The organism is Xenophilus sp. Marseille-Q4582, from assembly GCF_916700565.1.
GTDB lineage: Bacteria > Pseudomonadota > Gammaproteobacteria > Burkholderiales > Burkholderiaceae_C > Xenophilus.
In genome coordinates this window covers 942,276-964,611 of the sequence record NZ_CAKAKO010000002.1, presented here as the reverse complement: position 1 = coordinate 964,611, position 22,336 = coordinate 942,276, and the positions used below count along the sequence as shown (strand labels likewise).

Annotated in this window: 18 protein-coding genes; 7 read left to right on the top strand and 11 right to left on the bottom strand. The window is 71.0% G+C overall.

What is annotated here, in order from left to right; genetic code table 11:
• Positions 1-276: 276 nt before the first annotated feature.
• The 3 genes from LG388_RS09705 to LG388_RS09695 form a co-directional block, all read right to left on the bottom strand.
• A complete protein-coding gene (locus LG388_RS09705) occupies positions 277-1,584 on the bottom strand; it encodes an FIST N-terminal domain-containing protein (RefSeq protein ID WP_225782596.1) in 1,308 nt (435 codons plus the stop codon).
• Positions 1,585-1,646: 62 nt separating this feature from the next.
• A complete protein-coding gene (locus tag LG388_RS09700) occupies positions 1,647-2,474 on the bottom strand; it encodes a PhaM family polyhydroxyalkanoate granule multifunctional regulatory protein (protein WP_225782595.1) in 828 nt (275 codons plus the stop codon).
• A gap of 63 nt (positions 2,475-2,537) precedes the next feature.
• Positions 2,538-3,560, bottom strand: coding sequence for a TraB/GumN family protein (locus LG388_RS09695; RefSeq protein WP_225782594.1), 1,023 nt, complete (start codon positions 3,558-3,560; stop codon positions 2,538-2,540).
• A gap of 54 nt (positions 3,561-3,614) precedes the next feature.
• Here LG388_RS09695 and LG388_RS09690 point away from each other — a divergent pair, with 54 nt between their 5' ends.
• Together LG388_RS09690 and LG388_RS09685 are read left to right on the top strand one after the other, a co-directional pair.
• Positions 3,615-4,031 carry a VOC family protein gene (locus tag LG388_RS09690; RefSeq protein ID WP_225782593.1) on the top strand — a complete coding sequence of 139 codons (417 nt, stop codon included), beginning with the start codon at positions 3,615-3,617 and terminating at the stop codon, positions 4,029-4,031.
• A complete protein-coding gene (locus tag LG388_RS09685) occupies positions 4,028-5,197 on the top strand; it encodes a toxin-antitoxin system YwqK family antitoxin (RefSeq protein WP_225782592.1) in 1,170 nt (389 codons plus the stop codon). The genes LG388_RS09690 and LG388_RS09685 overlap by 4 nt, the downstream gene beginning before the upstream one ends.
• A gap of 43 nt (positions 5,198-5,240) precedes the next feature.
• On the opposite strand, the gene LG388_RS09680 is transcribed toward LG388_RS09685, so the two are convergent.
• The 5 genes from LG388_RS09680 to LG388_RS09660 form a co-directional block, all read right to left on the bottom strand.
• Complete coding sequence (locus LG388_RS09680; protein ID WP_225782591.1) at positions 5,241-5,663, bottom strand: VOC family protein; 423 nt, start codon at positions 5,661-5,663, stop codon at positions 5,241-5,243.
• A gap of 30 nt (positions 5,664-5,693) precedes the next feature.
• Positions 5,694-8,930: a bifunctional cytochrome P450/NADPH--P450 reductase gene (locus LG388_RS09675; protein ID WP_225782590.1), complete on the bottom strand. Its 3,237-nt coding sequence runs from the start codon at positions 8,928-8,930 to the stop codon at positions 5,694-5,696.
• 97 nt (positions 8,931-9,027) lie between these two features.
• Positions 9,028-10,275 (bottom strand): branched-chain amino acid ABC transporter substrate-binding protein, encoded by a 1,248-nt coding sequence (locus LG388_RS09670; RefSeq protein ID WP_225782589.1) that lies wholly within the window; start codon positions 10,273-10,275, stop codon positions 9,028-9,030.
• 60 nt (positions 10,276-10,335) lie between these two features.
• Positions 10,336-11,313: a tripartite tricarboxylate transporter substrate binding protein gene (locus tag LG388_RS09665; protein WP_225782588.1), complete on the bottom strand. Its 978-nt coding sequence runs from the start codon at positions 11,311-11,313 to the stop codon at positions 10,336-10,338.
• 101 nt (positions 11,314-11,414) lie between these two features.
• Entirely contained in the window at positions 11,415-12,110 is a 696-nt protein-coding gene (locus LG388_RS09660) for a TetR/AcrR family transcriptional regulator (protein ID WP_225782587.1), read from the bottom strand.
• A gap of 96 nt (positions 12,111-12,206) precedes the next feature.
• On the opposite strand from LG388_RS09660, the gene LG388_RS09655 reads away from it, so the two are divergent.
• The 5 genes from LG388_RS09655 (at position 12,207) to LG388_RS09635 (ending at position 20,716) form a co-directional block, all read left to right on the top strand.
• Positions 12,207-13,829 carry an AMP-binding protein gene (locus tag LG388_RS09655; protein ID WP_225782586.1) on the top strand — a complete coding sequence of 541 codons (1,623 nt, stop codon included), beginning with the start codon at positions 12,207-12,209 and terminating at the stop codon, positions 13,827-13,829.
• A gap of 121 nt (positions 13,830-13,950) precedes the next feature.
• Positions 13,951-17,337, top strand: a complete 3,387-nt coding sequence (locus LG388_RS09650) for a carboxyl transferase domain-containing protein (RefSeq protein ID WP_225782585.1) — start codon at positions 13,951-13,953, stop codon at positions 17,335-17,337.
• A gap of 66 nt (positions 17,338-17,403) precedes the next feature.
• Complete coding sequence (locus LG388_RS09645) at positions 17,404-18,813, top strand: GDSL-type esterase/lipase family protein (RefSeq protein ID WP_225782584.1); 1,410 nt, start codon at positions 17,404-17,406, stop codon at positions 18,811-18,813.
• Positions 18,814-18,968: 155 nt separating this feature from the next.
• Positions 18,969-19,397, top strand: coding sequence for a YXWGXW repeat-containing protein (locus LG388_RS09640; RefSeq protein WP_225782583.1), 429 nt, complete (start codon positions 18,969-18,971; stop codon positions 19,395-19,397).
• Positions 19,398-19,753: 356 nt separating this feature from the next.
• Complete coding sequence (locus tag LG388_RS09635; RefSeq protein WP_225782582.1) at positions 19,754-20,716, top strand: IS110 family transposase; 963 nt, start codon at positions 19,754-19,756, stop codon at positions 20,714-20,716.
• A gap of 16 nt (positions 20,717-20,732) precedes the next feature.
• Here the strand turns inward: LG388_RS09635 and LG388_RS09630 are convergent, their stop codons facing one another.
• Genes LG388_RS09630 through LG388_RS09620 form a run of 3 tightly spaced genes read right to left on the bottom strand, consistent with a single transcriptional unit; the run spans position 20,733 to position 22,316 of the window.
• Positions 20,733-21,167 (bottom strand): PaaI family thioesterase, encoded by a 435-nt coding sequence (locus LG388_RS09630; protein WP_225782581.1) that lies wholly within the window; start codon positions 21,165-21,167, stop codon positions 20,733-20,735.
• Positions 21,168-21,171: 4 nt separating this feature from the next.
• Positions 21,172-21,420 carry a GlsB/YeaQ/YmgE family stress response membrane protein gene (locus LG388_RS09625; protein ID WP_225782580.1) on the bottom strand — a complete coding sequence of 83 codons (249 nt, stop codon included), beginning with the start codon at positions 21,418-21,420 and terminating at the stop codon, positions 21,172-21,174.
• Between the two features lie 47 nt (positions 21,421-21,467).
• Positions 21,468-22,316: a creatininase family protein gene (locus LG388_RS09620; RefSeq protein WP_225782579.1), complete on the bottom strand. Its 849-nt coding sequence runs from the start codon at positions 22,314-22,316 to the stop codon at positions 21,468-21,470.
• Between the last annotated feature and the right edge of the window lie 20 nt (positions 22,317-22,336).

Below are 22,336 nucleotides of genomic sequence, written 5' to 3'. Positions count from 1 at the left end.
GTGACAGCCGTCACACAATTTGACAGATATTGTGGACAAAGCTCACAGTTTCGAGATAGCAAGCCAAAGTACGCATTCCCTCCGAAACGACAGCACTTTGTCACGTTCTTCCCGAAACAAGCCTGACCATTGCGCAGCGGGAGAAACAACTGTTACGAACGCAAACAACGCGCGCTTTACACCCCCTGCGGCGGGGTCGGCCTGCGTGGCGAGGCGGGCCTTCCGGCCAGCTCCCGCCCTTCTGCGATCAAGGACGGCGCTGAAGTTGGCGCGGCCTCAGCGCCCGCGCTCGTCCACCACGAACACCGTGAGCACGCCGGTGTAGCCGTACAGGTGGTGGCGCGCGATCTCGCCGCCGGCGAAAAAGCCGGTGAGCGGCACGTCGCCGAGCGCATGGCGAACGATCTGCAGTTCGGCATGCGGGCCGCCGAAATGGGCGCCGCCGCGGCCCACGCAGCTGACGTAGACCGCCCCCGCGATGCGGCGCGCCAGGTGAGGCGCCGCGCCGGCCTCGCCGGCCGCCACGGCCTGCGCCACGGCCAGGGATTGCTCCTCGGGCTCCAGTTCTTCGCGGATCTCGGCGCAGATGCGCATGAGGTCGGCGCGCGCGGCCTGGGCGTTGCGGCGGCACCAGCTCACCTGCATGCCGGCCTCCACCTCGTCGGCGATGGCCACGCCGCGGCGGTTCGGGTCCAGACCGACGATGTGGCGCACGCGCGTGTCGTCGCCCAGGTGCCGCATGCGCCGCGCGCCGCCCTCGCCTTCCGGGCCCGGCGAAGACAGGCCCGCGAGCGTGGCGCGCACGGCGGCAATGGCTTCCTCGGGCTCGTCGAGCGAGACCTGGAGCGTGTCCAGCAGCCGGTCCAGCGCCGGCTCGCCGTCCAGGCTCAGGATCAGGTGGCCGTCGGCTTCGGTGATGCGCTGCGCCGGCCCGATCGGCCGGCAGCCCTGGGTGACGCGCGAGATCAGCCGCACCTGCTTGCCGAAGGCCACGCCCGAGAGCCCGCCATGGAACACGCCCCCGGCCGCGCCCTGCCCCTCGATGGCGCCGTTGCCGCCCACGGCGAACTGCAGCGCGCCGTTGCGGGCCGAGGACAGGCCGCCGAAGAGGTAGCCGGTGTCGGTGCGGCCGGCCACCTCGGCCACCAATTCGGGCAGCTCCGGCGTCTGCGCGTCGGCATGCACCAGCGCGGTGTGCGCGCGGAAGAAGCGGTTGGGAGCGGCGGGCCCTTCGTTCTCGGCCTGCGCCAGCGGCGCGACGCCCGAGAACACGCGGTACTGGTCGCTCGGCAGTTCGCACAGCAGCACGCTGAGGGCGGGCTCGTCGATGTACTCGACGTTGTTGGCCACGACGCCGATCCCGGTGGTGCCGGCCCAGTCGCTCACTTCCGGCAGTTCGGCGCTCAGGTGCTCGAGGATCTGCTGCGCATGCGGCGCGTAGTGGTCGGTGATGTAGAGCAGCCCCAGCGAAGGCTGGCTGGCGTAGTCGGGCAGCGCCATCTGCGCACGCAGCTGCGCCAGCACCAGGCCGGCCGCCATGGGCCATTGCGGATGGGTGGCATGGCCGGAGGGAAAGAGTCTCATCGGAAATCGCAATCGGCGCCGCGGGCGCCGGACAACACAAAGGAAAAGCCGCGCCGGCGGTGTCAGCGGCCGCCGGCCTTGCGCGCCGCAGGGCGCTTGGCCGCAGCCCGGCTGGCGCGGCCCGCGGCCGGGGCCGCTTTCTTCGCGGCGGTGCCGGCAGCGCGGCCGGCCTTCTTGTCCGCGGCCGAGGGGCGCGTCGCGGCACGCGGCGGGTCCGCCTTGGCGGCCGGCGCCGCGCCCGGCATCGCGGGCATGCGCAGCTGGGCGGCGTCCTGCAGGGCGTTGCTCGCGATCTGCTGGAACTGCTGCGTGAGCGCGTTCCACCATTGCAGCGTGTCGACCACGCCCTGCGCCGGGGCCGCGGCGGCAGCCTTCCTGCCGCTGCGCGCACGCGCCGCGCCGCGCGGCCCGCCGGCCTCGTCCGCGGGCGCCTGGCTTTCGTCTTGCGGCGGCGCTTCGGCCGGCTCGTGCGGCGAAGCCGGTGCCTCTGCTGCAGCCTCGGGGGGTGCGGCGGGCGCCGTCGCCGACGCCGCGGTGGCCGCCTCGCGCATCGCCGCCGCGGCGCTGGCCGTGCCGCGGGTGAAGGCCTGGGCCAGGTCTTCCATGCGCACGTTCATGCCCTGCAGCGTGGACAGCGTCATCTTCTGCACCTCCAGCGCCTGGATGGTGGCCTTGAGCGCATGCACGTTCTGCTCCAGCCAGTACTGCACCGTCTTGAGTTCGCTGATGCGCTTGTCCAGCTCGTCCACGCTCAGCGTGGGCGCCACCCAGTTCGACAGGCCGGGCAGGCCCGGCACCGCGCCGCCGGCGCCGCCGCCCGTCAGGCTCTTCAGGAAATCGAAGCCCGGCACGAACTGCGAGAAGGCAAAGGGCTTGGGGGCGTCGGACATGGCGGTGTCTCCTGAGAAAGGGGTCGGCGGGCGGCAGGGGGCGCAGCGCCTTTCGCCGCCAGCTTAACGCAGCGGCGCCGGCAGCACGGGCGTGAGCACGAAGCCGCGCTGCGCGAGCAGCGCGGGCAGGGCCGTGGGCCCGACCATGTGCAGCGCGCCCACGGCCGCGAACACGCGCTGGCCGCGCGCATGCAGCGCCTCGATGCCGTCGGCCAGGCCGGGGTTGCGCTCGTCGAGCAGGCGGCGCATCAGCGCGCGTTCGGCCGGCGTGTCCAGGCATTCGCACCATTGCTCGTAGGCCTGCAGGCGCGGCCAGTCGCTGCGCGCCCACATCGCGGCCAGCTCGCCCATGCGCTGGCGCAGGCGGCCGTTCTCCAGTTCGTCCAGCGCTTCGTCGATCTGCTGCGCCTCTTCCTCGGCCGTGTCGGCGCGAAACAGCGCCAGCTGGCTCTGCGCGCTTTCCAGCGCCACCAGCGGCAGGCCGGCGCGGCGCGCGTAGCCGGCCAGCACGAGGTCGATGGCGAAGTCGGTATAGAGCCCGTCGCGCTGCGCCGACTGGCCGGACAGCACGGTGGCCTGCAGCAGCGGCTGCAGGCGCGCATGGCGCTGCTCGGGGTCGGCCGCACACGCAGCCTGCCACTGGCGCTGCAAGCGCTGCAAGCGCGCGGGCGTCAGCACCTGCGCGCGGCGCACCGGATCACCGGGCTCGAAGAGCGGCCTCATCGCCTCGGTGTCCAGCGGGTCGATCTCCAGCGCGATGCTGTCGCTGGCCCGCAGGGCGCTGGCCAGCAGCGGGCCCGGCACGACCCAGGCCGCGCGGCCCAGATGCAGCGTGCCATAGAGCCAGGAGGTGCGGCCGTCGCGCTCCAGCCGCCACAGGAAGCCGCGGTCCTGCGGCTGGCGCTGCGCGGCCTGAAGCACGCGCGGCGTGAGCTGCGACTGTGCCGTGGGCGGGCAGGCGGCCCCGGGCGGGGCGGCCCAGCTTGCGGGTGCGGCCAGCACCGCCAGCACCGCCGCAGCCAGCGTGCGCCAACCCGTGCGCACCCCACGGCCACGGCAGGCGCGCAGGAAACGAGAAAGCTTCATGCCGCGCATTCTCCAGCGCCCGCACGGCCGCACAAGCTCCCCATAATGGGACACATGCCAAGCATCTTCCATTTCGCCTTCAACGTCCGCGATCTCGACACCGCCCGCCGCTTCTACGGCGGCGTGCTGGGCTGTGCCGAGGGGCGCAGCACCGACACCTGGGTCGACTTCGACTTCTTCGGCCACCAGATCTCGCTGCACCTGGGCGAGCCTTTCGCCACCGCGCGCACGGGGCACGTGGGGGACGTGCGGGTGCCCATGCCGCATTTCGGCCTGATCCTGGACCTGCCTGCCTGGCAAGGCATGGCCGACCGACTGACGGCCGCCGGCATCGACTTCGTGCTTGCGCCGCAAGTGCGCTTCGAAGGCCAGCCCGGCGAGCAATGGACCATGTTCTTTCTCGACCCCTTCGGCAATCCGATCGAGGTCAAGGGCTTCCGCTCGCTCGACGCTGTGTACGCCCCGCAATGAAGCACCGCACAGCGCGGCCCGTGGCCGCGGCGATCCTCGTGGCCGCCGGCCTGGCCGCCCCCGCCTTCGCGGTGCAGGACTGCGAGCTCAACGGCGAACCGGTCAACCCGGCCAACGGGCACACCACGGCCGGCAAGACGGGGCTGATGCGCTGCAAGGAGCGCGACACCGGCGAGCTCAGGCGCGAACAGGAATTGCAGAACGGCCGCTTCATGGGCCTGGTGCGCTTCTATGACAAGGGCCGGCTCGTCAAGGAGCACAGCGTCAACGAGAAAGGCAACATGGAGGGCCGCGCGCGCGAGTTCCTGGCCTCGGGCCAGTTGCTGCGCGAGGCCACCTACGCCAACGGCCGCCCGGTGGGCCTGATGCGCAGCTTCCATCCCAACGGCCAATTGCGGCGCGTGTCCTTCCACGAAGAGCCGGGCGGCGAACGCGCGGTGGCGGAGTTCAACGAGCGCGGCCAGCTCGCCGAACTGCGCTGCGCCGACCGGGCCGTGCTCGCGCCCGCCCTGGACGATGCGCGCCTGTGTGGCCACACCGGCGCGGCGCCCGCGAGCGTGGAGCTGTTCGACGCCCGTGGCCGGCTGCGCGAACGCCTGAGCCTGCGCGCGGGCCAGCGCGTGGGCGCCGAGGGCTTCCACGACAACGGCCAGCTCGCCGCGCGCATGACGCTGCAGGGCGACCAGCGCACGGAGCAGCAGTTCTCGGCCGACGGCGTGAAGCGGCGCGAGCGCGTCTCGCGCGTGGTGGAGCGCGGCAGCGTGCGCCAGCGCGATGCCGAGTATTCGGAGCGCGGCACGCTGCTGCGCGAGCAGCGCTGGACGCCCGAGGGCGAAGCGCTGGCCGACGACAGCTACTTCCTCAACGGCCAGCCGCGCCGCCAGGCCCGCTATGCCGGCGCGGGCGACGCGCGCACGCTGGAAGTGCAGCAGTTCTTCGACAACGGCCAGCGCGCCAGCGTGGCGCACTACGCGCTGGACGCGCGCGGTGCGCAGCGCGCCATCGGCACGCACCAGTCCTTCGACGAACAGGGCCGGCGGATCGGCGAAACGGTGTACGACGCGCAGGGCCGCCCGAGCCGCGAGCGGGCCTGGGACGCCGAGGGCCGGTTGCTGCGCGACGACGAGGTGTTCGAGGACGGCTCGCGCAAGGCGTACCGCAGGTAGACCCGCCCCGCCGCCGGGTGGGCGTGGCGCGGCGTGCAGCCGGCTACCGCAGGGGCCCGTGCGGCGGCGCCGCAGGCTCCTCGCCATGGCAGGCCACGCAGAGCTTGTTGCGGTCGGGGTCGCGGAAGTAGGCCCCGTAGTAGTGCGGGTGGTAGTGCGGCCGCAGCCCGGGCGCTCCCTCGTCGAGGCCACCGGCCTGCAGCGCGACCGCATGAGCCCGCCGCACGGTGTCGCGGTCGGGCGCCGAAAAGGCCACCATCTGGCCGTTGCCCGGGTGGTGCGCCAGCCCATCGAAGGGCTGGCAGATCACGAAGAAGGGTCGCGCGCCGCCCGGGCCGTGCCAGCCGGCCCAGGGCCGGCCCGGGTCGTGCCAGCGCAGCTCCAAGGCCAGCGTGCGCATCAAGGGCGCGTAGAACGCGAAGGCGCGGTCGAAGTCCGTCACGCCAATGAAGATGTGCGAGAACATGGCAGCGGCCGGCCGTGCAGTCCGTGCGGTTCAGTTGCCCGCCCACACGTCCAGCACATAGCGCTGGTCCGTGATCATCCGGGCCATCCACGCCTCGCCGTCTTCGCCCTGCGCGCGGGCGATGTCGACCAGCGTGCGGCGCACGTCGGGCTCCATGCGCGCGCCATCGCCGCAGACGTAGATGTGGGCGCCCTGCTGCAGCAGCGACCAGACGGCGTCCGCCTGTTCGCGCAGGCGGTCCTGCACATAGGTCTTGCGTTCGCCGTCCCGCGAGAAGGCGGTGTGCAGGCGCACCAGGCCGGCCTGCGCCCAGGCCTCGAGCTCGTCCTCGTAGAGGAAGTCCTGCGCCGGATGGCGGCAGCCGAAGAACAGCAGCGCCGCGGCCTGCGGCTGGCCGCCCGCCTGGCGCGCGGCACGCTCCTGCAGGAAGCCGCGGAAAGGCGCAAGCCCCGTGCCGGGGCCGATCATGATCAGCGGCTTGCTCGCGTCCTCGGGCAGGCCGAAGCCGTCGGCCGTGCTGCCGCGCACGAAGCCATGCACCGTGTCGCCTTCCTGCGCGCGCGCTAGAAAGCTGGAGCACACGCCCTCGAACTCGCCGCGGCCCGAGCGCGCCGGGCCCCGGACCACGCCCACGGTCACGCTGGCCCGGCGCGCGTCCACCGCGGGAGAGGACGAGATCGAGTAGTAGCGCGGCGACAGCGGGGACAGCATCTCCAGGTAGAGCGCGAAGGGCAGCTCCACGGCCGGGAATTCCTCGAGCAGGTCCAGCACCGACTTGCGCGAGGCCAGCACCTCGGCCTTGTAGCGTGCGGCGGCCGCCTCGTCGTCGTTGCCCAGCCAGGCGCCCAGCGACTTCTGCGTGAAGGGGCAGCGCGTGTGCGCGGCCAGCACGCCGATCTGCCGGCGCGTGGCCACGTCCTGCAGTTCCACGTAGTCGGACAACAGGCGTTCCACGGCGATGGCCTCGCCCACCGGCAGCACGGCCTTGCGGCCCGGCGCGGCGGCCAGGCGCACGTGCGCATCGCGCGCCAGGCCGAAGCGCTGCATGACGCGCGCGACCACGGCGGCGCCGTTGCGCGGCACGATGCTCAGATGATCACCGGCGCGGTAGTGCACGCCCTCGGGCAGCAGCAGCTCGATGTGGCGCGTGGAACGCTCGGGCGGGGCATCGCCCTCGCCGCGCTGCAGCTCGCGGTTGACGGCCACGCGCAGCGGCACGGCGCCCAGCGCATCGACCGGGCCGCCGGCCTGCGGCGGCGGCACTTCTTCCACGGTGTAGAGCGGCTGCGCGGCCGCGGGCTGGCTGGCCTCGGCCTTCAGGCCGAAGTGCCCGGCCAGCGCGGGCCACAGGCTCTGGGCCCAGGCCTGGAAGGCGCCGTCCATGTCCTCGCGCGCATCGCCTTCGCCGCGTGCATGCACGCGCGTGGCGCCCAGCTCGGCCAGGCGCTCGTCCAGCCGGCGCGGCACGGCCTGGTAGGTGGAAGCCCAGTCCGTGTTGCCGCAGCCGAACACGCTGTAGGCGACGCCGTTCAGGGAGCCCTGCGCATCTTCGAGCCAGCGCCAGAACTCGACCGCGTTGTCGGGCGCGGCGCCGTTGTACGACGCACTGACGATGGCCACGGCGCCGGCCGCGGGCAGCCGCTCGGCATAGTCGTCGAGCGAGGCCATCTGCACCGAATAGCCGCGCAACTGGCCGGCCTCGGCCAGCTGGCGCGCCAGGTCTTCGGCGCTGCCCAGGTTGGAGCCGTGCAGCACGAGCAGCGAAGTGCCATGGCGCGCGGCGGAAGGCTGGGCTGTCGGAGCGGCCGCGGTGGTGGTGTCGGCACTGGCTGCCGCCCCCGTCGGCGGTCGGGCGGCGCGCATCGCCGCCAGGTCGCGCGGCACCACCTTGATCTTGAAGCCCTCGGGCTTGATCGTCAGCGCCTCCTTGACCTTGAGCGGGTAGTGGGTGTGGTCGATGAGCCTGAAGCGCTGCACGATCATGCCCAGCGTGAGCATCGCCTCCTGCAGCGCGAACTGGCGGCCGATGCAGGCGCGCTGGCCGGTGCCGAAGGGTTTGTAGGCGTTGGGCGGCAGGGCGCGCTCGGCTTCGCGCGAGAAGTGATCCGGGTTGAATTCATCCGCATCCTCGCCCCACACGCGCTTGTCGCGGTGCATGGCCAGCGCATGCAGGATGATCATGTTGCGCTTGTGGATGCTGTATTTGCCGCCCTCGCCGATCCGGGTGTTGGCCAATGCGCGCTTGGCCACGGCGGGCGCCGTGGGGTACAGGCGCAGCGCTTCCTTCAGGATCTGCAGGATGTACTGCAGCCGGTTGACCTGCGCGTAAGTGGGGCGCTGCGTGAGATCGGTGCCGAACACGCTGTCCACCTCGGCCTGTGCCTTGGCCAGGATCGCAGGGTTCTTGAGCAGGTAGTAGATGGCGAAGGACAGCAGGCCGCTCGTCGTTTCGTGTCCGGCGATGAGGAATTCGATGCACTCGTCGCGGATCATCTTGTCGTCGAGCTTCTCGCCGCTCTTCTTGTCCACGCCCGCGATCATGTAGCTCAGCAGGTCGGGCTTGGTGGCGATGTCGGCCCCGCTCGCGCGGCGCTCGCGGATGATCTCCTCCACCATCTGGTGCATGAACTTGATGTCCTTGCGCTGCTGGGCAAGCTGCTTCTTCATCATCAGCTCTTCCAGCGGCAGGCCGCGGCGGTCCTGCACCGTCTCCAGCGTGCGCACCATCGCGTCGACGAAAGGGTGGAAGTTCTCGCGATAGAAGGAATTGAAGCGGTAGCCGAAACCGCACAGGCCGATGGTGTCGAGCGTGAGCGCGGTCATGTCGCGCGTCACGTCCACCTCGTCGTCGAAGTTCAGGCGCTCCCACTTGGTCACGAGCTGCTCGGCGATGTCGAGCATCATCGGGTGGTAGGCCTGCATGGCCCGCTGGCTGAAGTTGGCCAGCAGGATGTTGTGCGGCTTGCTCCAGGTGGGCTCGTGCGTGTCGGAAGTGAAGAGGCCGTGCGAGGCCGCGCGCAGCCGGCGCAGCGCGCCGTTGGTGCTCTTGTCGAAGCGCTTCTCGTCGACCAGCTCGTTCACCAGCTCGTGGTCGGAGATCACCACCACCGGCATGCCCGGCATGTCGAGCCAGTAGATGCCGCCCAGCTCCTGGGCGATCTTCCACATGTCGAGCACCGGCGAATCGGAGCCGATCGACAGCAGGTTGCCCACGATGGGCTTGCGCGCCGGGTGGGGAATGGGATGCAGCGGGTTCTTCTGGGCCATGCAGGCTCCCTGGGACATGGGGAGCCGGCAGTATCCCGAGGCGGCGGGTGGGGTCGGGGGCGGGATATTCCCTGATGAGCCGCCCTCCGGATGCGGCTTACGGCCGCTGCATCTTGCAGTCCGTGCCCTGCGCCACCTCGTTGCCGGTGTACACGGCGTCGGTGCGGAAGCCGTAGTCGGTGCCTTCCCAGCCCACGGTCACGGCCTTGCCGTCGACCTTGGCGATGGTGTTGACCACCTGCGGAATCAGCAGTTGGTGGTCCTCCGCGCGCATGCGCACCTTGCCGATCACCGAATCGAACTCCAGGCCTTCCATCGCACGCGCCACCTTCAGGCTCTCGGTGCTGCCGGCCTTGTTGATGGCGGCGGCCAGGATGCGCGGCGTCATGTCGATGCGCGGCGCCAGGAAGTCCTTGCCCGTGCGCGCCTTGTAGGCCTGGGCCAGCGCCTCGGCCTTGGGCACGCCGGCCTGGCCCGGATGCCATTCGGCGACCCAGGTCACGCGGCCCATCTTGGCCTGCGACACGGCCGTCACGGTGCCCGGCGCCGCGCCCGCGCTGTGGTTGAAGTAGCGCAGGTCGTAGCCCGCATCGCCGGCGGACTTGAGCAGCAGGGTCATGTCCTGGCCCCAGTTGCCGGTGATGACCGAGTCGGCGCCCGACTGGCGGATGTTGGCCACGTAGGGCGCGAAGTCCTTCACGCGGCCCATCGGGTGCAGCGTCTCGCCCACGAACTGGATGTCGGGCCGGGCCAGGCCCACCAGCTGGCGGCCGTAGGTGGCCCACTGCTTGCCGTGGGCGTAGTCCTGGTTGAGCAGGAAGACCTTCTTCACCTCGGGCGTCTTCTTGATGTAGTTGGCGATGGCCTTCATCTTCATGGCCGTGTTCGCCTCGGTCTGGAAGTGCCAGAAGTTGCAGCTCTTGCCCGTCAGCTCGGGGTCGATGGAGGAATGGTTCAGCACCACGATCTCCTTGCCCGGGTTGCGCGAGTTCCAGCGGTTGACCGACTGCACGAGCGCCGCCACCACGGAGGAGCCCGAGCCGCCCGTGATCACGGCCTGCGCGCCCTGGTCGATGGCCGCCTGCAGCGCGCTCTGGCTTTCCTGGGCCGAAAGCTTGCTGTCGAACTGCAGCAGCTGCATCTGGGTGCCGCCCAGCACGCCGCCCTTGGCGTTGATGTCCTCCACGGCGTACTGCACGTGCGTGAGCATGATCTCGCCCACGTTGGCGAAGGGGCCCGACAGCATGTCGATGTAGGCGACCTTGTAGGTGTTCTGCGCGGCGGCCTGCGTGGCGCCGAGGACGGCCAGGCTGGCCAGGAGGGTGGTCGAGATCAGTGAACGCATGAGTGAAAGTCTTCTGAAGGTGCCACGAGGGCGGAAAAACAGAGGCGGCGCGCCGCCTGTTCAGTCGAGCGTGATGCCCAGGCTGCGGATCAGGGGATGCCAGCGCGCGCGTTCTGCCGCGATGAGCTGGGTGAAGGCCTGGGGCGTGTTGCCCACGGGCTCCAGCCCCACGTCCAGGTAGCGGCTGCGCACCGAGGGGTCGGCCAGCGCCTGTGCGATGTACTTCTGCAGTGCCTCGACGGCCGCATCGGGCGTGCCGGCGCGCACCGCCACGCCGACCAGCGCCGTCGCCTCCACGCCCGGCAGGCCCAGTTCGGTGAAAGTCGGCACATCGGGCAGGCGCGGGTGGCGCTGGCCATCCGCGATCGCCAGCGCCCGCAGCTTGCCGGACTGCAGGAAGCCGCCAGCGGCCGCGTAGTCGCTCATCACGGCCGGGATCTGGCCGCCGGCGAGGTCGCCCAGCGCCGGTGCGGAGCCCTTGTAGGGGATGTGGGTCATGCGCAAGCCGGCCTGGTGCATGAGCATTTCCATGGCCATGTGCTGCGGCGTGCCCGCGCCCGCCGAGCCGAAGTTGAGCGCGCCCGGCTGGCTGCGCGCCTGCGCCAGGAACTCCTTCACATCCTTGGCCGGGTGGTTGGGGCCGACCACCAGGATCATGGGTGCGCGCGCCAGCAGGCTCACCAGCCGCAGGTCCTTGTCGGGCGCATAGCCCAGCTTGCGGTAGAGCACCGGGTTGAAGACCAGCGTGCCGTTGTCGACGTTGATGAGCGTGTGGCCGTCCGGCGCGGCGCGCAGCACGTCGGCCACCGCGATGGCGCCGTTGCCGCCGGGCTTGTTGTCGACCACCACGCCCTGGCCCGCCAGCACCGACAGCGGCTGGCCCACCACGCGCGCCATGAAGTCGGAGCCGCCCCCGGCGGGATAGGGCACCACCCAGCGCAGGGGCCTGGACGGATAGGAAGCGGCGGCCCAGGCGGCCGGGCCCAGGCCCAGCGTGGCGCCGGCCAGCATCGCCAGGGCGCTGCGTCGATTCTGCATGTCGGGTTCCTTGAAGTCTGACGGGTCGAAAACGGGGCCGGCGGCGCCTGTGCAACGCGCCTTGCCGGAAAGAAGAAGAAGAAGGGAGGAGGCGAAGCGGCTCAGGCGGCGCGGGCGCCCTCCTGCGAAGCGCGCCGGCGCAGCCCGATGACACGGGCCGCCAGTTGCGTCAGTTCCTCGGCCACCTCATCGGGCGGCAGCTTGCCGTCGGGCCGGTACCAGCTGTAGAGAAAGCCCGGCAGGCTGCACGCGGCCAGCGCCGTGATCTTGGTGTCGTTGAAATCGAGGTCGCCGTCGCGGCGCGCCTGCTCCAGCAGCGGGCAGAGCTTGTCGTAGAAGTGGTGCGCCAGCTTCTTCACGGCCTCGATGTACTCGGGCCGGTAGACCTGCGGCTCCCGGTAGGGGAAGAAGGCGACCGGATGGTGCGCGATGGTGGCGCGGATCAGGCGCCCCAGCCCGTCGATGACCTTCTCGCTCGCGCGCCGCGGGTCGGTGTCGGCGAAGTCCAGCGCGGTGAAACAGTCCACCGACGGGCGCCAGGACAGCGTCTCGAAGATCTCCTGCTTGTCGCGGAAGTAGTAATAGACGAAAGGCTTGGTCGCGCCCAGCTCGCGCGCCATCTGGTCGATGGTGGTGTTCGCATAGCCCTGCGCCGCGAACAGGCGCGCCGCCACTTCGAGGATGCGGTCACGCTGCGCCTCGGTGCTGGCGGTGTTCGCTTTCTGCCGGCCCGTGCCCTGCGGGCGGTGCGCGTTCAACGCCGGGGGTTTACGCGCTGTCTCCAAAGTTCTACCCATCGGTAGGATTGTTGGAGCACCATTGACGCATGGCAAGCGACTCCAGCGTTTTGCCGGCTATGGATAACCCTCAGAACGAGACACCCGAGAGACACCATGGAACCCCAACAGCTTCCGGTGCGGCCCCAGCAGCCGCTGCATGCATACCTGCGCGACAACGCACGCCAGCGCCCCGATCACCCCGCGTGCATCTGGTACGGCAGCACGCTCACTTGGGCCGAGCTGGACCGCGCCAGCGACGCCTTCGGCGCCCGCCTGCAGGCGCTGGGCGTGAAGAAAGGCGAGCCGGTGGTGCTCTTCCTCAACAACTGCCCGCAGTACCTGGTGGCGCACTACGGCATCCAGAAGATCGGCGCCATCGTGTGCCCGAGCGGGCCGCTCAACAAGGAGCACGAGCTGGCCTACCAGGTGGGCGACCTGAAGGCGCGCGTGATCGTCGCCGCCTCGCCGCTGCTGCCGGTGGTGGAGCGCGTGCGGCCCGAGAGCTCGCTCGAGCACGTGTTCGTGGTGCACTACGCCGACCTCCTGCCCGCCGCGGGCGCCACGCTGGACCTGCCGGCCGAGCTGGTCGCTGCGCAGAAGGAATCCCGCAGCGTGCCGGCCGGCACCGAGGACTTCCTGGCCGCCATGCGCACGGATGCGAAGCCCGCCCCCGTGGAGCTCTGGCTCGACGACGTGGCGCTGATGACCTACACCTCGGGCACCACGGGCCTGCCCAAGGGCGCCATGCTCAGCTACGGCAATGCGCTGTTCAAGACCACGCTGTGCGCCGACTGCAATGCCGTGCAGCCCCATGACGTGCTGCTGTCCGTCGCGCCGCTGTACCACATCGCCGGCATGCTGATGGGCGTGAACGTGCCGGTCATCACCGGCGCCACCAGCGTGCTGCTGCACCGCTTCGACCCGCATGCGGTGCTGCAAGCCATCGACCGCTACAAGGTCAGCTGGTGGTATTCCATCGCGCCCATGAACGTAGCCTGCATGCAGCAGCCCGACATCCGCAGCTTCGACCTCTCCAGCCTCAAGATGAACCCGGTGACCAGCTTCGGCATCGCCTTCACCGAGCCGCTGGCGCAGCAGTGGCGCCAGTTCGCGCCCAACAGCCTGTCGCAGGAGGCGGCCTATGGCCTGTCGGAAACCCACACCTGCGACACCTACACGCCGCCGGGCAAGGCCAAGTGGGGCACGCAGGGCATTCCGATGCCCGGCGTGACCATCCGCATCATCGATCCCGAGACGGGCGCGGATCTGCCCGCCGGCCAGCTGGGCGAGATCGTCCTGCGCAGCAAGGGCAACTTCAAGGGCTACTGGAACAAGCCCGAAGCCACGGCCGCCACCTTGCGCGACGGCTGGGTGCACACGGGCGACATGGGCAAGTTCGACGAGGAGGGCTACCTCTGCTTCACGGGCCGCTTCAAGGAAATGATCAAGGTCTCGGGCTACAGCGTGTTCCCCGAGGAAGTGGAGACCATCCTCATCAAGCACCCCGCCGTGGCGCAGGCTGCGGTGATCGCCCAGGCCGACGCCGAGAAGGGCGAGGTGGTGAAGGCCTTCATCGTGAAGAAGCCCGGCGCCGACGTGACGGCCGAGCAGCTCATCGCCTGGTCGCGCCAGAACATGGCGCCCTACAAGACCCCCAAGCATGTGCGCTTCATCGACGCCCTGCCCGCCACCGGCGCCGGCAAGGTGCTGCGCCGGCTGCTGAAAGACGTGGAGTGAGACTGCGCATGCCGTTCAAGAAAGTACTGATCGCCAACCGCGGCGTTCGCGCGTCAGCGCGGGGCGAAGCCCAAATTGCAGAACGCGCGCAGCGCGTGCGGCGATGAGCCGCGGAGACACCATGTTCAAGAGAGTACTGATCGCCAACCGCGGCGAGATCGCCGTGCGCCTGGTGCGCGCCCTGCAGGACCTGGGCATTGCCAGTGTGGCCGTGTATGCGCGCGACGACGCGCAGGCCCTGCACGCCCAGCTGGCCGACACGGCCGTGGCACTGCAGGCCAGCGGCCCCTCGGCCTACCTCGACATCCCCGCGCTGCTGGCCATCGCCCGGGCCGAAGGCTGCGACGCCGTGCACCCGGGCTACGGCTTCCTCAGCGAGCGCGCCGACTTCGCCCAGGCCTGCGCCCAGGCCGGTGTCACCTTCATCGGCCCCACGCCCGAACAGCTCTCGCTCTTCGGTGACAAGGCCGCCGCGCGCGCGCTGGCCCAGCAATGCGACGTGCCCGTGATGCCCGGCAGCGCAGGCGCCGTGTCCTTGGCCGAAGCCCAGGCCTTCTTCGCGGAGCAGGCCCGGGACGGCGCCGGCGTCATGGTCAAGGCCATCGGCGGCGGCGGCGGGCGCGGCATGCGCGCCGTGCTGCGCGCCGAGGAGCTGCCCGACGCGCACGCACGCTGCATGTCCGAAGCCAAGGCTGCCTTCGGCGTCGAGGGCGTGTACGTCGAGCGCCTCATGACCCGCGCGCGCCACATCGAGATCCAGGTGCTGGGCGACGGCAGCTCGGTCGCCAGCCTGGGCGAGCGCGAATGCACCTTGCAGCGGCGCTTCCAGAAGCTCGTGGAGATCGCCCCCAGCCCCACGCTGCCGGCGGCCCTGCGCGACACCATCACGCGCGCCGCGCTGCGCATGGCCCAGCAGGTGGGCTACCGCGGCCTGGGCACCTTCGAGTTCCTGGTCGACGAGCAGGCGATCGAGCCGCCGCCGGGCCGCCCCAAGGCGGCGAGCGCCCCCTCGGGGGGCAGCGAACCTCGCGAAGCGGGGAGCGTGGGGGCCATTTCTTTGCCTTTCGTGTTCATCGAAGCCAACCCGCGCCTGCAGGTGGAGCACACGGTGACCGAAGCCGTGACCGGGCTGGACCTGGTGCAGCTGCAGATCGGCGTGGTCGCCGGCCAGTCGCTGGCCGACCTCGGCATCACGGCCGGCGCGACCGCGCCGCAGAAGGGCTTCGCCATCCAGTGGCGCATCAATGCCGAGACCTTGGATGCCCAAGGCAACGCCCGCCCCGCCAGCGGCACCCTTGCGCGCTTCGACCTGCCCACCGGCCCCGGCGTGCGCGTGGACACGCACGGCTACGCGGGCCTGGCCCCGTCGCCGCACTACGACACCCTGCTGGCCAAGCTGATCGTGGCCAGCGCCTCGCCGCGCTTTGCCGACGCGCAGCGCCGCAGCCTGCGCGCGCTGGCCGAATGCCGCATCGAAGGCCTGGCGACCAACCTGCCGCTGCTGCGCGCCATCGGTACCCGGCCCGAGTTCGAGACGCAGGCCGTGCACACGCGCTTCGTCGAAGAGCAGTTGCCGGCGCTGCTCGATGCCGCGAACGCCTTCGAGGCCGCTGCGCCACGCGCGGGCGCTCCTGTTGCCGCAGCACCGGCGGCCGCAGCCCTCGCCGACGACGGCGACACCCGCCCCACCGTGCGCGCCCCCATGCCCGCCAAGCTCGTGCAGTTCGAAGTGGAGGTGGGCGACGTGGTGCCGGCCGGCGCCCAGGTTGGCGTGCTCGAAGCCATGAAGATGGAACACCTGCTGCACGCGCCCGCGGCCGGCCGTGTGGTGGCCCTGCTCGCGCAGCCCGGCGACTACCTGGTCGAAGGCCAGCCGCTGGTGCGCCTGGAGCCGGTGGACGCCGACCAGGTGCAGGCCCAGGCCGCGGCCGAACTGGACCTGGACGCCATCCGCCCCGACCTGCAGCGCGTGATCGACCGCCATGCCTTCACGCTCGACGCCAACCGCGAGAAGGCCGTGGCCAAGCGCCACGCCCAGGGCGGGCGCACCGCGCGCGAGAACGTGGCCGACCTGTGCGCGCTCGACGCCAACCCGGGCAACTTCATCGAATACGGCCAGCTGGCCGTGGCCGCGCAGACGCGCCGACGCACGCTGGAGGACCTGATCGCCAACACCCCGGCCGACGGCATCGTCACGGGCATCGGCAGCGTCAACGCCGATCAGTTCGGCGCCGAGGATTCGCGCTGCGTGGTGATGGCCTATGACTACACCGTGCTGGCCGGCACCCAGGGCATGCGCAACCACCACAAGCAGGACCGCATGCTGGCGCTGGCGCACCAGCTGAAGCTGCCGATGGTGCTGTTCGCCGAAGGCGGCGGCGGCCGGCCGGGCGACACCGACATGCCCATCGTGGCCGGGCTGAACAACCACACCTTCAGCCAGTTCGCGGCGCTGTCGGGCAAGGTGCCGGTGGTGGGCGTGGTACACGGGCGCTGCTTCGCGGGCAACGCGGCCCTCTTGGGCTGCTGCGACGTGATCATCGCCACGCGCGCGAGCAACATCGGCATGAGCGGGCCGGCCATGATCGAGGGCGGCGGCCTGGGCACCTACACGCCCGAGCAGATCGGGCCCAGCCACGTGCAGTCGGCCAACGGCGTGATCGACGTGCTGGTCGAGGACGAGGCGCAGGCCGTGAAGGTGGCCAAGCAGTACCTGTCGTACTTCCAGGGGGCGACGAAGGACTGGCAATGCGCCGACCCGCGCGCGCTGCGCCATGCGGTGCCCGAGAACCGGCTGCGCGTGTACGACGTGCGGGCGGTGATGCAGGGCCTCTTTGACAGCGGCTCGGTGCTGGAGCTGCGCGCGGGCTTCGGCGCGGGCATGGTGACGGCGCTGGCGCGCATCGAGGGCCGGCCCGTGGGCGTGATCGCCAACAACCCGCACCACCTGGGCGGCGCCATCGACGCGCCGGCCGCCGACAAGGCCGCGCGCTTCATGCAGCTGTGCAATGCGCACGGGCTGCCCATCGTCTCGCTGTGCGACACGCCCGGCTTCATGGTGGGGCCGGACATCGAGGCGCAGGCGCAGGTGCGCCACGTGTGCCGCATGTTCATGATCGAGGCGCACCTGCGCGTGCCCTTCTTCACCGTGGTGCTGCGCAAGGGCTACGGGCTGGGTGCGCAGGCCATGGCCGCCGGCGGCTTCGATGCGCCGGTGTTCACCGTGGCCTGGCCCACGGGGGAGTTCGGTGCGATGGGGCTCGAAGGCGCGGTTCGGCTGGGCTACCGCAAGGAGCTGGAAGCGGTGCCCGCCGGCCCCGAGCGTGATGCGCTGTTCCAGCAACTGGTGGCACGCCAGTACGAAGACGGCCAGGCCATGCATATGGCGCAGACGCTGGAGATCGACGCCGTGATCGACCCCGCCGACACGCGCGCCTGGCTGCTTCGCGGCCTGCAGTCGTCCACGCGCGCGGTGGATGCGCCGATGGCCTACGTCGACACCTGGTAGGCACCGGCCGCCGGCCCGGCGGCGCGTGCGGCATCATGCAGGGCCCTGCCACTGCCCATGCTGTGCATGCCCGCTGACCGCGCGACCGCCTCGCCCCCTTCCGATGCCGGGCCGGCGCTTCACGCCGCCGGCTCGCGCCCCTGCTCCGCGGACGGCTTCGCAGACGAAAGTCCTGCTCCGGGCCCCACGGGCCGCCTCACGCGCCGCGACTGGCTGCTGGGCCAGCTCGGCCTGGCCTTCGGCAGCGCCGGCATGGCGGCCCCGGCCCTGGCGCAATCCGCCACGCCTGGCCCGGACGACGCCCGCTGGGTGGCCGCCTGGGCGGTGGCCGAGCGGGATTACCGCCAGCAGATGGTCGCCCCGGGATGGCCCACGCGCCCGCCGCGTGTGTTCAACGACCAGACGGTGCGCCTGCGCGTGCAGGTGGCGCTGGGCGGGCGGCAGTGGCGCGTGCGCCTGTCCAACCGCTGGGCGCTGGAGCCGCTGCTGATCGACCAGGCCACGCTGGGCCTGTCCACCGGCGGCGCGGCACTGTCGCCGCGCAGCATCGTGCCGCTGCGCTTCGACGGGCAGGCCGGCCTCACGCTGGCGCCCGGCGCCACGCGCTGGAGCGACCCCGTGCGCTTCACGGCGCGCGCGGGCCAGTCGCTGGCGCTGAGCTACCACCTGGCCCGCCCCTTCGCGCTGGCCGCCGGCTACCCAATCACGCGCGAGGGCGGTGCCGGCTGGGTGATGCCGGGCGACCAGTGCGCCCAGGCGCAGCCGCGCGAGGCCCAGGCGCTGGACTGGGCGCCCGCGCTCAGCGCGCTCGACGTGCAGGCCGCGCGCGACACGCGCCTGCTCGTCGCCTTCGGCGATTCACTGACCGATGGCGGCGGCGCGGGCGATCCGCAGCTGGGCAGCTACCCGCTGCGGCTGGCCGCGCGCGTGCGCGACCTGCGCCCGGCCGTGTCGGTGGTCAATGCCGGCATCGGCGGCAACCGCCTGCTGCGCGACGGCGTGGCCGACAGCGCGCTCAAGCGCTTCGAACGCGACGTGCTGCGGCAAAGCGGCGTCACCCACGTGCTGATGCTGATCGGCATCAACGACATCGGCTTCGGGAGGATGAACGGCGAGCTGTCGCCCCTCGCGCCGGCCGCGCAGCTGGCCGATCCGCCGCAGCTCATCGCGGGCTTCGAGCAGCTCATGGCCGCCGCACGCGCGCGCGGCGTGCAGGTGCTGCTGGGCACGCTGCTGCCCTTCGGCGGCGCGGCCACCTGGAGCGAGGAGAACGAGCGCACGCGCCAGGCCGTCAACCGCTGGATCCGCGGCCGGCAGGACGTGGCGGCGGTTGTGGATTTCGACGCGGCCCTGCGCGATGCAGCCGTGCCGCAGCGCCTGCGCGCGGACTTCGACAGCGGCGACCATCTGCATCCCAACGCCGCCGGCATGGCCGCGATGGCCGACGCGGTGGACCTCGGCGAACTGCGCGAATGAGCGGCTGCGGGCCTTCGGTCGCGCCCGAAACGCCCTGGCGCGCCTCTTTTCGCGCTCGACACCCACGCGCACAAGACTTCGCCACGCGTTGACATCCGCTTCACACGCGGGGCCGAGCATGGAGCTTCCTGAACGGACATCCCAGAGGAGCCACCATGCGCACACTTTCCCGCATCACCCTCAGCACCGCGGCCGCGGCCGTGCTCTCCTTGGGCAGCTTCGCACTGCCTTCCGTCGCGCAGGCCCAGCCGGTCATCAACGTGCAGATCGGCCAGGCCCCGCCACCGCCGCGCTTCGAACGCGTGCCGCCGCCGCGCCGCGGTTACGTGTGGTCGCCCGGCCATTGGGAATGGCAGCGCGGCCGCCACGTGTGGGTCGCGGGCACCTGGCTGAAGGCCCGCCCCGGCTACGCCTATCGCGCCCCGCAATGGGTGCAGCACGACGGCCGCTGGGACTACCGCGCCGGCCGCTGGGACCGCGATCGCGGCCATCCGGGCCGCGGCCATGCGCACGGGCGCGACCGCGACCGGGACGGCGTGCCGAACCGCTATGACGCCCGGCCGAACAACCCGTACCGCCATTGAGGCGCAAGCCCCCCCCGGAGCGGCCTGAACCCTGCCCCTGCATGGGGCAGGGCACGGGGCCGGCAAAGGGCGCCGACGCCGCGCCCGGACGCGCAGGCGGCGCCGGCGCCCCGGTCCTGCGCGCTTGCCCGCGCCGCCGCGCGTGAAGCCCCTTGTATCTTTAAACCAGACCAGCGCGGTAGAGTCTGACCGCCGTTGAGGCGGCCAGACCGGCCCGTGCAGTTTGGTAGCGGCTGGGGTGATCGAGCCCGTTTCTGAGTACAGAACGCACGGCCGCCGCGCTGGTCTCCGTCAAGCCCGAACGGTTACGCGCGCCTTCGATGAGTGCGCATGCACAAGCAAGGGTTCTGGAGATCATGTCTGTTTTGTCAGTGACGGTGGGCATCGACGTGGCCAAGGCGCACGTGGATGTCTGTGTGCTGGGTGCCAAGAGCGAAGCCCAGCGGTTGAACAACGATGCCGAAGGCCATTCGGCGCTGGCGGCGATGCTGCTGCCTGTGGGCGTGGGCCTGGTGGTGATGGAGGCCACCGGCGGTTACGAGGCGGCGCTGGCCTGTGCGCTGCAGGCAGCGGGCCTGCCCGTGGCCGTGGTCAATGCGCGCCAGGCACGCGAGTTTGCCAAGTCCATGGGCCGTCTGGCCAAGACCGATGCGGTGGACGCGCGCATGCTGGCCGAACTGGCGGCGGTGCTGGTACGCCGTGAGGACCTGGAGCGTTTCCTGCGCCCGCTGGCCGACGAGCGCCAGCAGTGGCTGGCAGCCCTGGTCACGCGCAGGCGTCAGCTGTTGACCATGATGCATTCGGAGCGCCAGCGGCTGCAGATCCCACCCAAGAAGCTGCACGTCAGCATCGATGCGATCGTGGCGGCAATCAAAGCACAGCTCGACGAGATCGAGGCGCAGATGCTCACCCACGTGCGCGAGCACTTCGCAGAGCTGGACAGCTTGTTGCAGTCCACGGCGGGGATCGGCCCGGTGGCCAGTGCGACGCTGATTGCCGAACTGCCAGAGCTGGGCAAGCTGAATCGACGCGAGATCGCTGCGCTGGTGGGCGTGGCGCCCATGGCCAACGACTCGGGCAGCAGCAAGGGGCGAAGGCGCGTGCAGGGCGGACGCTTTGAGGTCCGGCGCGTGCTGTACATGGCCACGCTGACAGCCACACGCTACAACCCGGCCATCAAGACCTTCTACGAGCGATTGAAGGCCGCGGGCAAGCTGCCCAAGGTCGCCCTGGTCGCCTGCATGCGCAAGCTGTTGACCACGCTCAACGCCATGGCCCGAACCGGCAAACATTGGGATAAATCGCTTCTCGGCGCTTGACTTCAAAGACGGTTACTCAGAAGTCGCCGGCAATCACCGCCATCGTGGCGTTGAACTTGGCCACCAGCACGCGGGCCTCGCCGCGCTGTCCGTAGACCTCGGCTTCCACCACATGCAGGTTGCGGCCGGGCTTGAGCACCACGGCCCGGCATTCGAGCCGCTCGCCCTGGCCGGGGCGCAGCAGGTTGATCTTGAATTCGGCCGTGACGACGGTCTGGCCCGGCGGGCAGACGGTCTGGGCCGCGGCCCCAGCCGTGTGGTCGGCCAGCGTGCTGATCACGCCCGCATGGGCGACGCCCCCGTGCTGCAGGTGCCGCGCGCCCAGCGGCAAGGCGGTTTCGCACCAGCCCATGCCGACGCCGACCAGTTCCAACCCCATGTCGGTGACGAAGGGCGCGCCCTCGAAGATGCGCGCCACGCGCGCATGCAGCGCCGGGTCCGTGGCGGTCACGGACTCAGCCCTTCTTCTTGACCATGCCCCAGAGGAAGAGCAGCACGATGGCGCCGAGCACGGAGGCGATCCAGCCGGCCGGCTGCCCCACGGCATAAAGGTTCAGCGCCTGGCCCACGTAGGTGGCGACCAGCGAGCCCAGCACGCCGATGATGGTGGTGACGATGAAGCCGGCCGAGTCATCGCCGGGCTTGAGGGCGCGAGCGATCAGGCCGACGACGAAGCCGATGAGGATGGTCCAGATGATGCCCATGGTGCAAGTTTCCCTGTGGTGAAGTTCTGCGCGCCCCGGCTTGCGCCTCAGGGCTTCGCCGGCCCATCATAGCGAGGCGGATGCGATGCCAGCGTGTCCAGCGGCAGGCGGGACACCTCGTCCAGCAGCGCCGCGAAAGCGCGGGCCGCGGCGTCGACCAGCGCCCGACCCTGGGCCGCCGTGGCGGCGGCTGCGTTGCCGGCGGCACCCGCGGGGTGGTAGTCCTGCATCGCCCAACCGAGCTTGGCACTGCGGCCGTTGCCCAGGATCGGGTAGTCGCGCGCACGCTGCTGCGACGTCGGGCGGAAGTTGCGCGCCAGTTCCTGGCGCACCAGGCCGGGCGCGAGCGCGAGCATCATGGCCGTTTCGGATTCGCCCGCATGCACGTCGAAGCGGTCCAGCGTCAGGGGCTGGCCCTGAGCGTCGATCAGCGGCAGGTTGAACCAGCTCACGCTATAGACCAGCAGGTCATGCGCCTCGCGCAACTCGCGCGCCACGATGTCCATCGGGCCCGCATGCCCGCCGTGCGCATTGAACAGCACCAGCTTGCGCAGCCCGGTACGCGCCACGCCGGCGCCGATTTCCTTCCACAGGCGGATCAGTGTTTCGGCCGACAGGGTCAGCGTGCCCGCGAAGCGCGCATGCTCGGGGCTCAGGCCGACAGCCTGGGTGGGCAGGAAGAGGATGGGCAGGTCGGCGGGCAGTTGCGGCAGCGTCGCCTGCACCAGGCCGTCGGCCAGCAGGCTGTCCACCCCCAGTGGCAGGTGCGGGCCGTGCTGCTCGGTGGCGCCCAGCGGCAGCACGGCCACGGTGCGGGCCGGGTCCAGCGCCTCGATATCGCGGGTGGTGAGCTCGGCCCAGAAGCGGGGCAAGGAAAGGCGCGGCGCGGCGGTCATGGGCGCCATCTTAGAGCGTG

What these genes read in the sequence shown, in the direction of transcription:
- LG388_RS09700 (WP_225782595.1), bottom strand. Translation starts at nt 2,474, where the DNA reads ATGTCCGACGCCCCCAAGCCCTTTGCCTTCTCGCAGTTCGTGCCGGGC.
- LG388_RS09620 (WP_225782579.1), bottom strand. Translation starts at nt 22,316, where the DNA reads ATGACCGCCGCGCCGCGCCTTTCCTTGCCCCGCTTCTGGGCCGAGCTC.
- LG388_RS09625 (WP_225782580.1), bottom strand. Translation starts at nt 21,420, where the DNA reads ATGGGCATCATCTGGACCATCCTCATCGGCTTCGTCGTCGGCCTGATC.
- LG388_RS09640 (WP_225782583.1), top strand. Translation starts at nt 18,969, where the DNA reads ATGCGCACACTTTCCCGCATCACCCTCAGCACCGCGGCCGCGGCCGTG.
- LG388_RS09635 (WP_225782582.1), top strand. Translation starts at nt 19,754, where the DNA reads ATGTCTGTTTTGTCAGTGACGGTGGGCATCGACGTGGCCAAGGCGCAC.
- LG388_RS09695 (WP_225782594.1), bottom strand. Translation starts at nt 3,560, where the DNA reads ATGAAGCTTTCTCGTTTCCTGCGCGCCTGCCGTGGCCGTGGGGTGCGC.
- LG388_RS09680 (WP_225782591.1), bottom strand. Translation starts at nt 5,663, where the DNA reads ATGTTCTCGCACATCTTCATTGGCGTGACGGACTTCGACCGCGCCTTC.
- LG388_RS09705 (WP_225782596.1), bottom strand. Translation starts at nt 1,584, where the DNA reads ATGAGACTCTTTCCCTCCGGCCATGCCACCCATCCGCAATGGCCCATG.
- LG388_RS09690 (WP_225782593.1), top strand. Translation starts at nt 3,615, where the DNA reads ATGCCAAGCATCTTCCATTTCGCCTTCAACGTCCGCGATCTCGACACC.
- LG388_RS09685 (WP_225782592.1), top strand. Translation starts at nt 4,028, where the DNA reads ATGAAGCACCGCACAGCGCGGCCCGTGGCCGCGGCGATCCTCGTGGCC.
- LG388_RS09655 (WP_225782586.1), top strand. Translation starts at nt 12,207, where the DNA reads ATGGAACCCCAACAGCTTCCGGTGCGGCCCCAGCAGCCGCTGCATGCA.
- LG388_RS09675 (WP_225782590.1), bottom strand. Translation starts at nt 8,930, where the DNA reads ATGGCCCAGAAGAACCCGCTGCATCCCATTCCCCACCCGGCGCGCAAG.
- LG388_RS09665 (WP_225782588.1), bottom strand. Translation starts at nt 11,313, where the DNA reads ATGCAGAATCGACGCAGCGCCCTGGCGATGCTGGCCGGCGCCACGCTG.
- LG388_RS09660 (WP_225782587.1), bottom strand. Translation starts at nt 12,110, where the DNA reads ATGGGTAGAACTTTGGAGACAGCGCGTAAACCCCCGGCGTTGAACGCG.
- LG388_RS09670 (WP_225782589.1), bottom strand. Translation starts at nt 10,275, where the DNA reads ATGCGTTCACTGATCTCGACCACCCTCCTGGCCAGCCTGGCCGTCCTC.
- LG388_RS09645 (WP_225782584.1), top strand. Translation starts at nt 17,404, where the DNA reads ATGCCCGCTGACCGCGCGACCGCCTCGCCCCCTTCCGATGCCGGGCCG.
- LG388_RS09650 (WP_225782585.1), top strand. Translation starts at nt 13,951, where the DNA reads ATGTTCAAGAGAGTACTGATCGCCAACCGCGGCGAGATCGCCGTGCGC.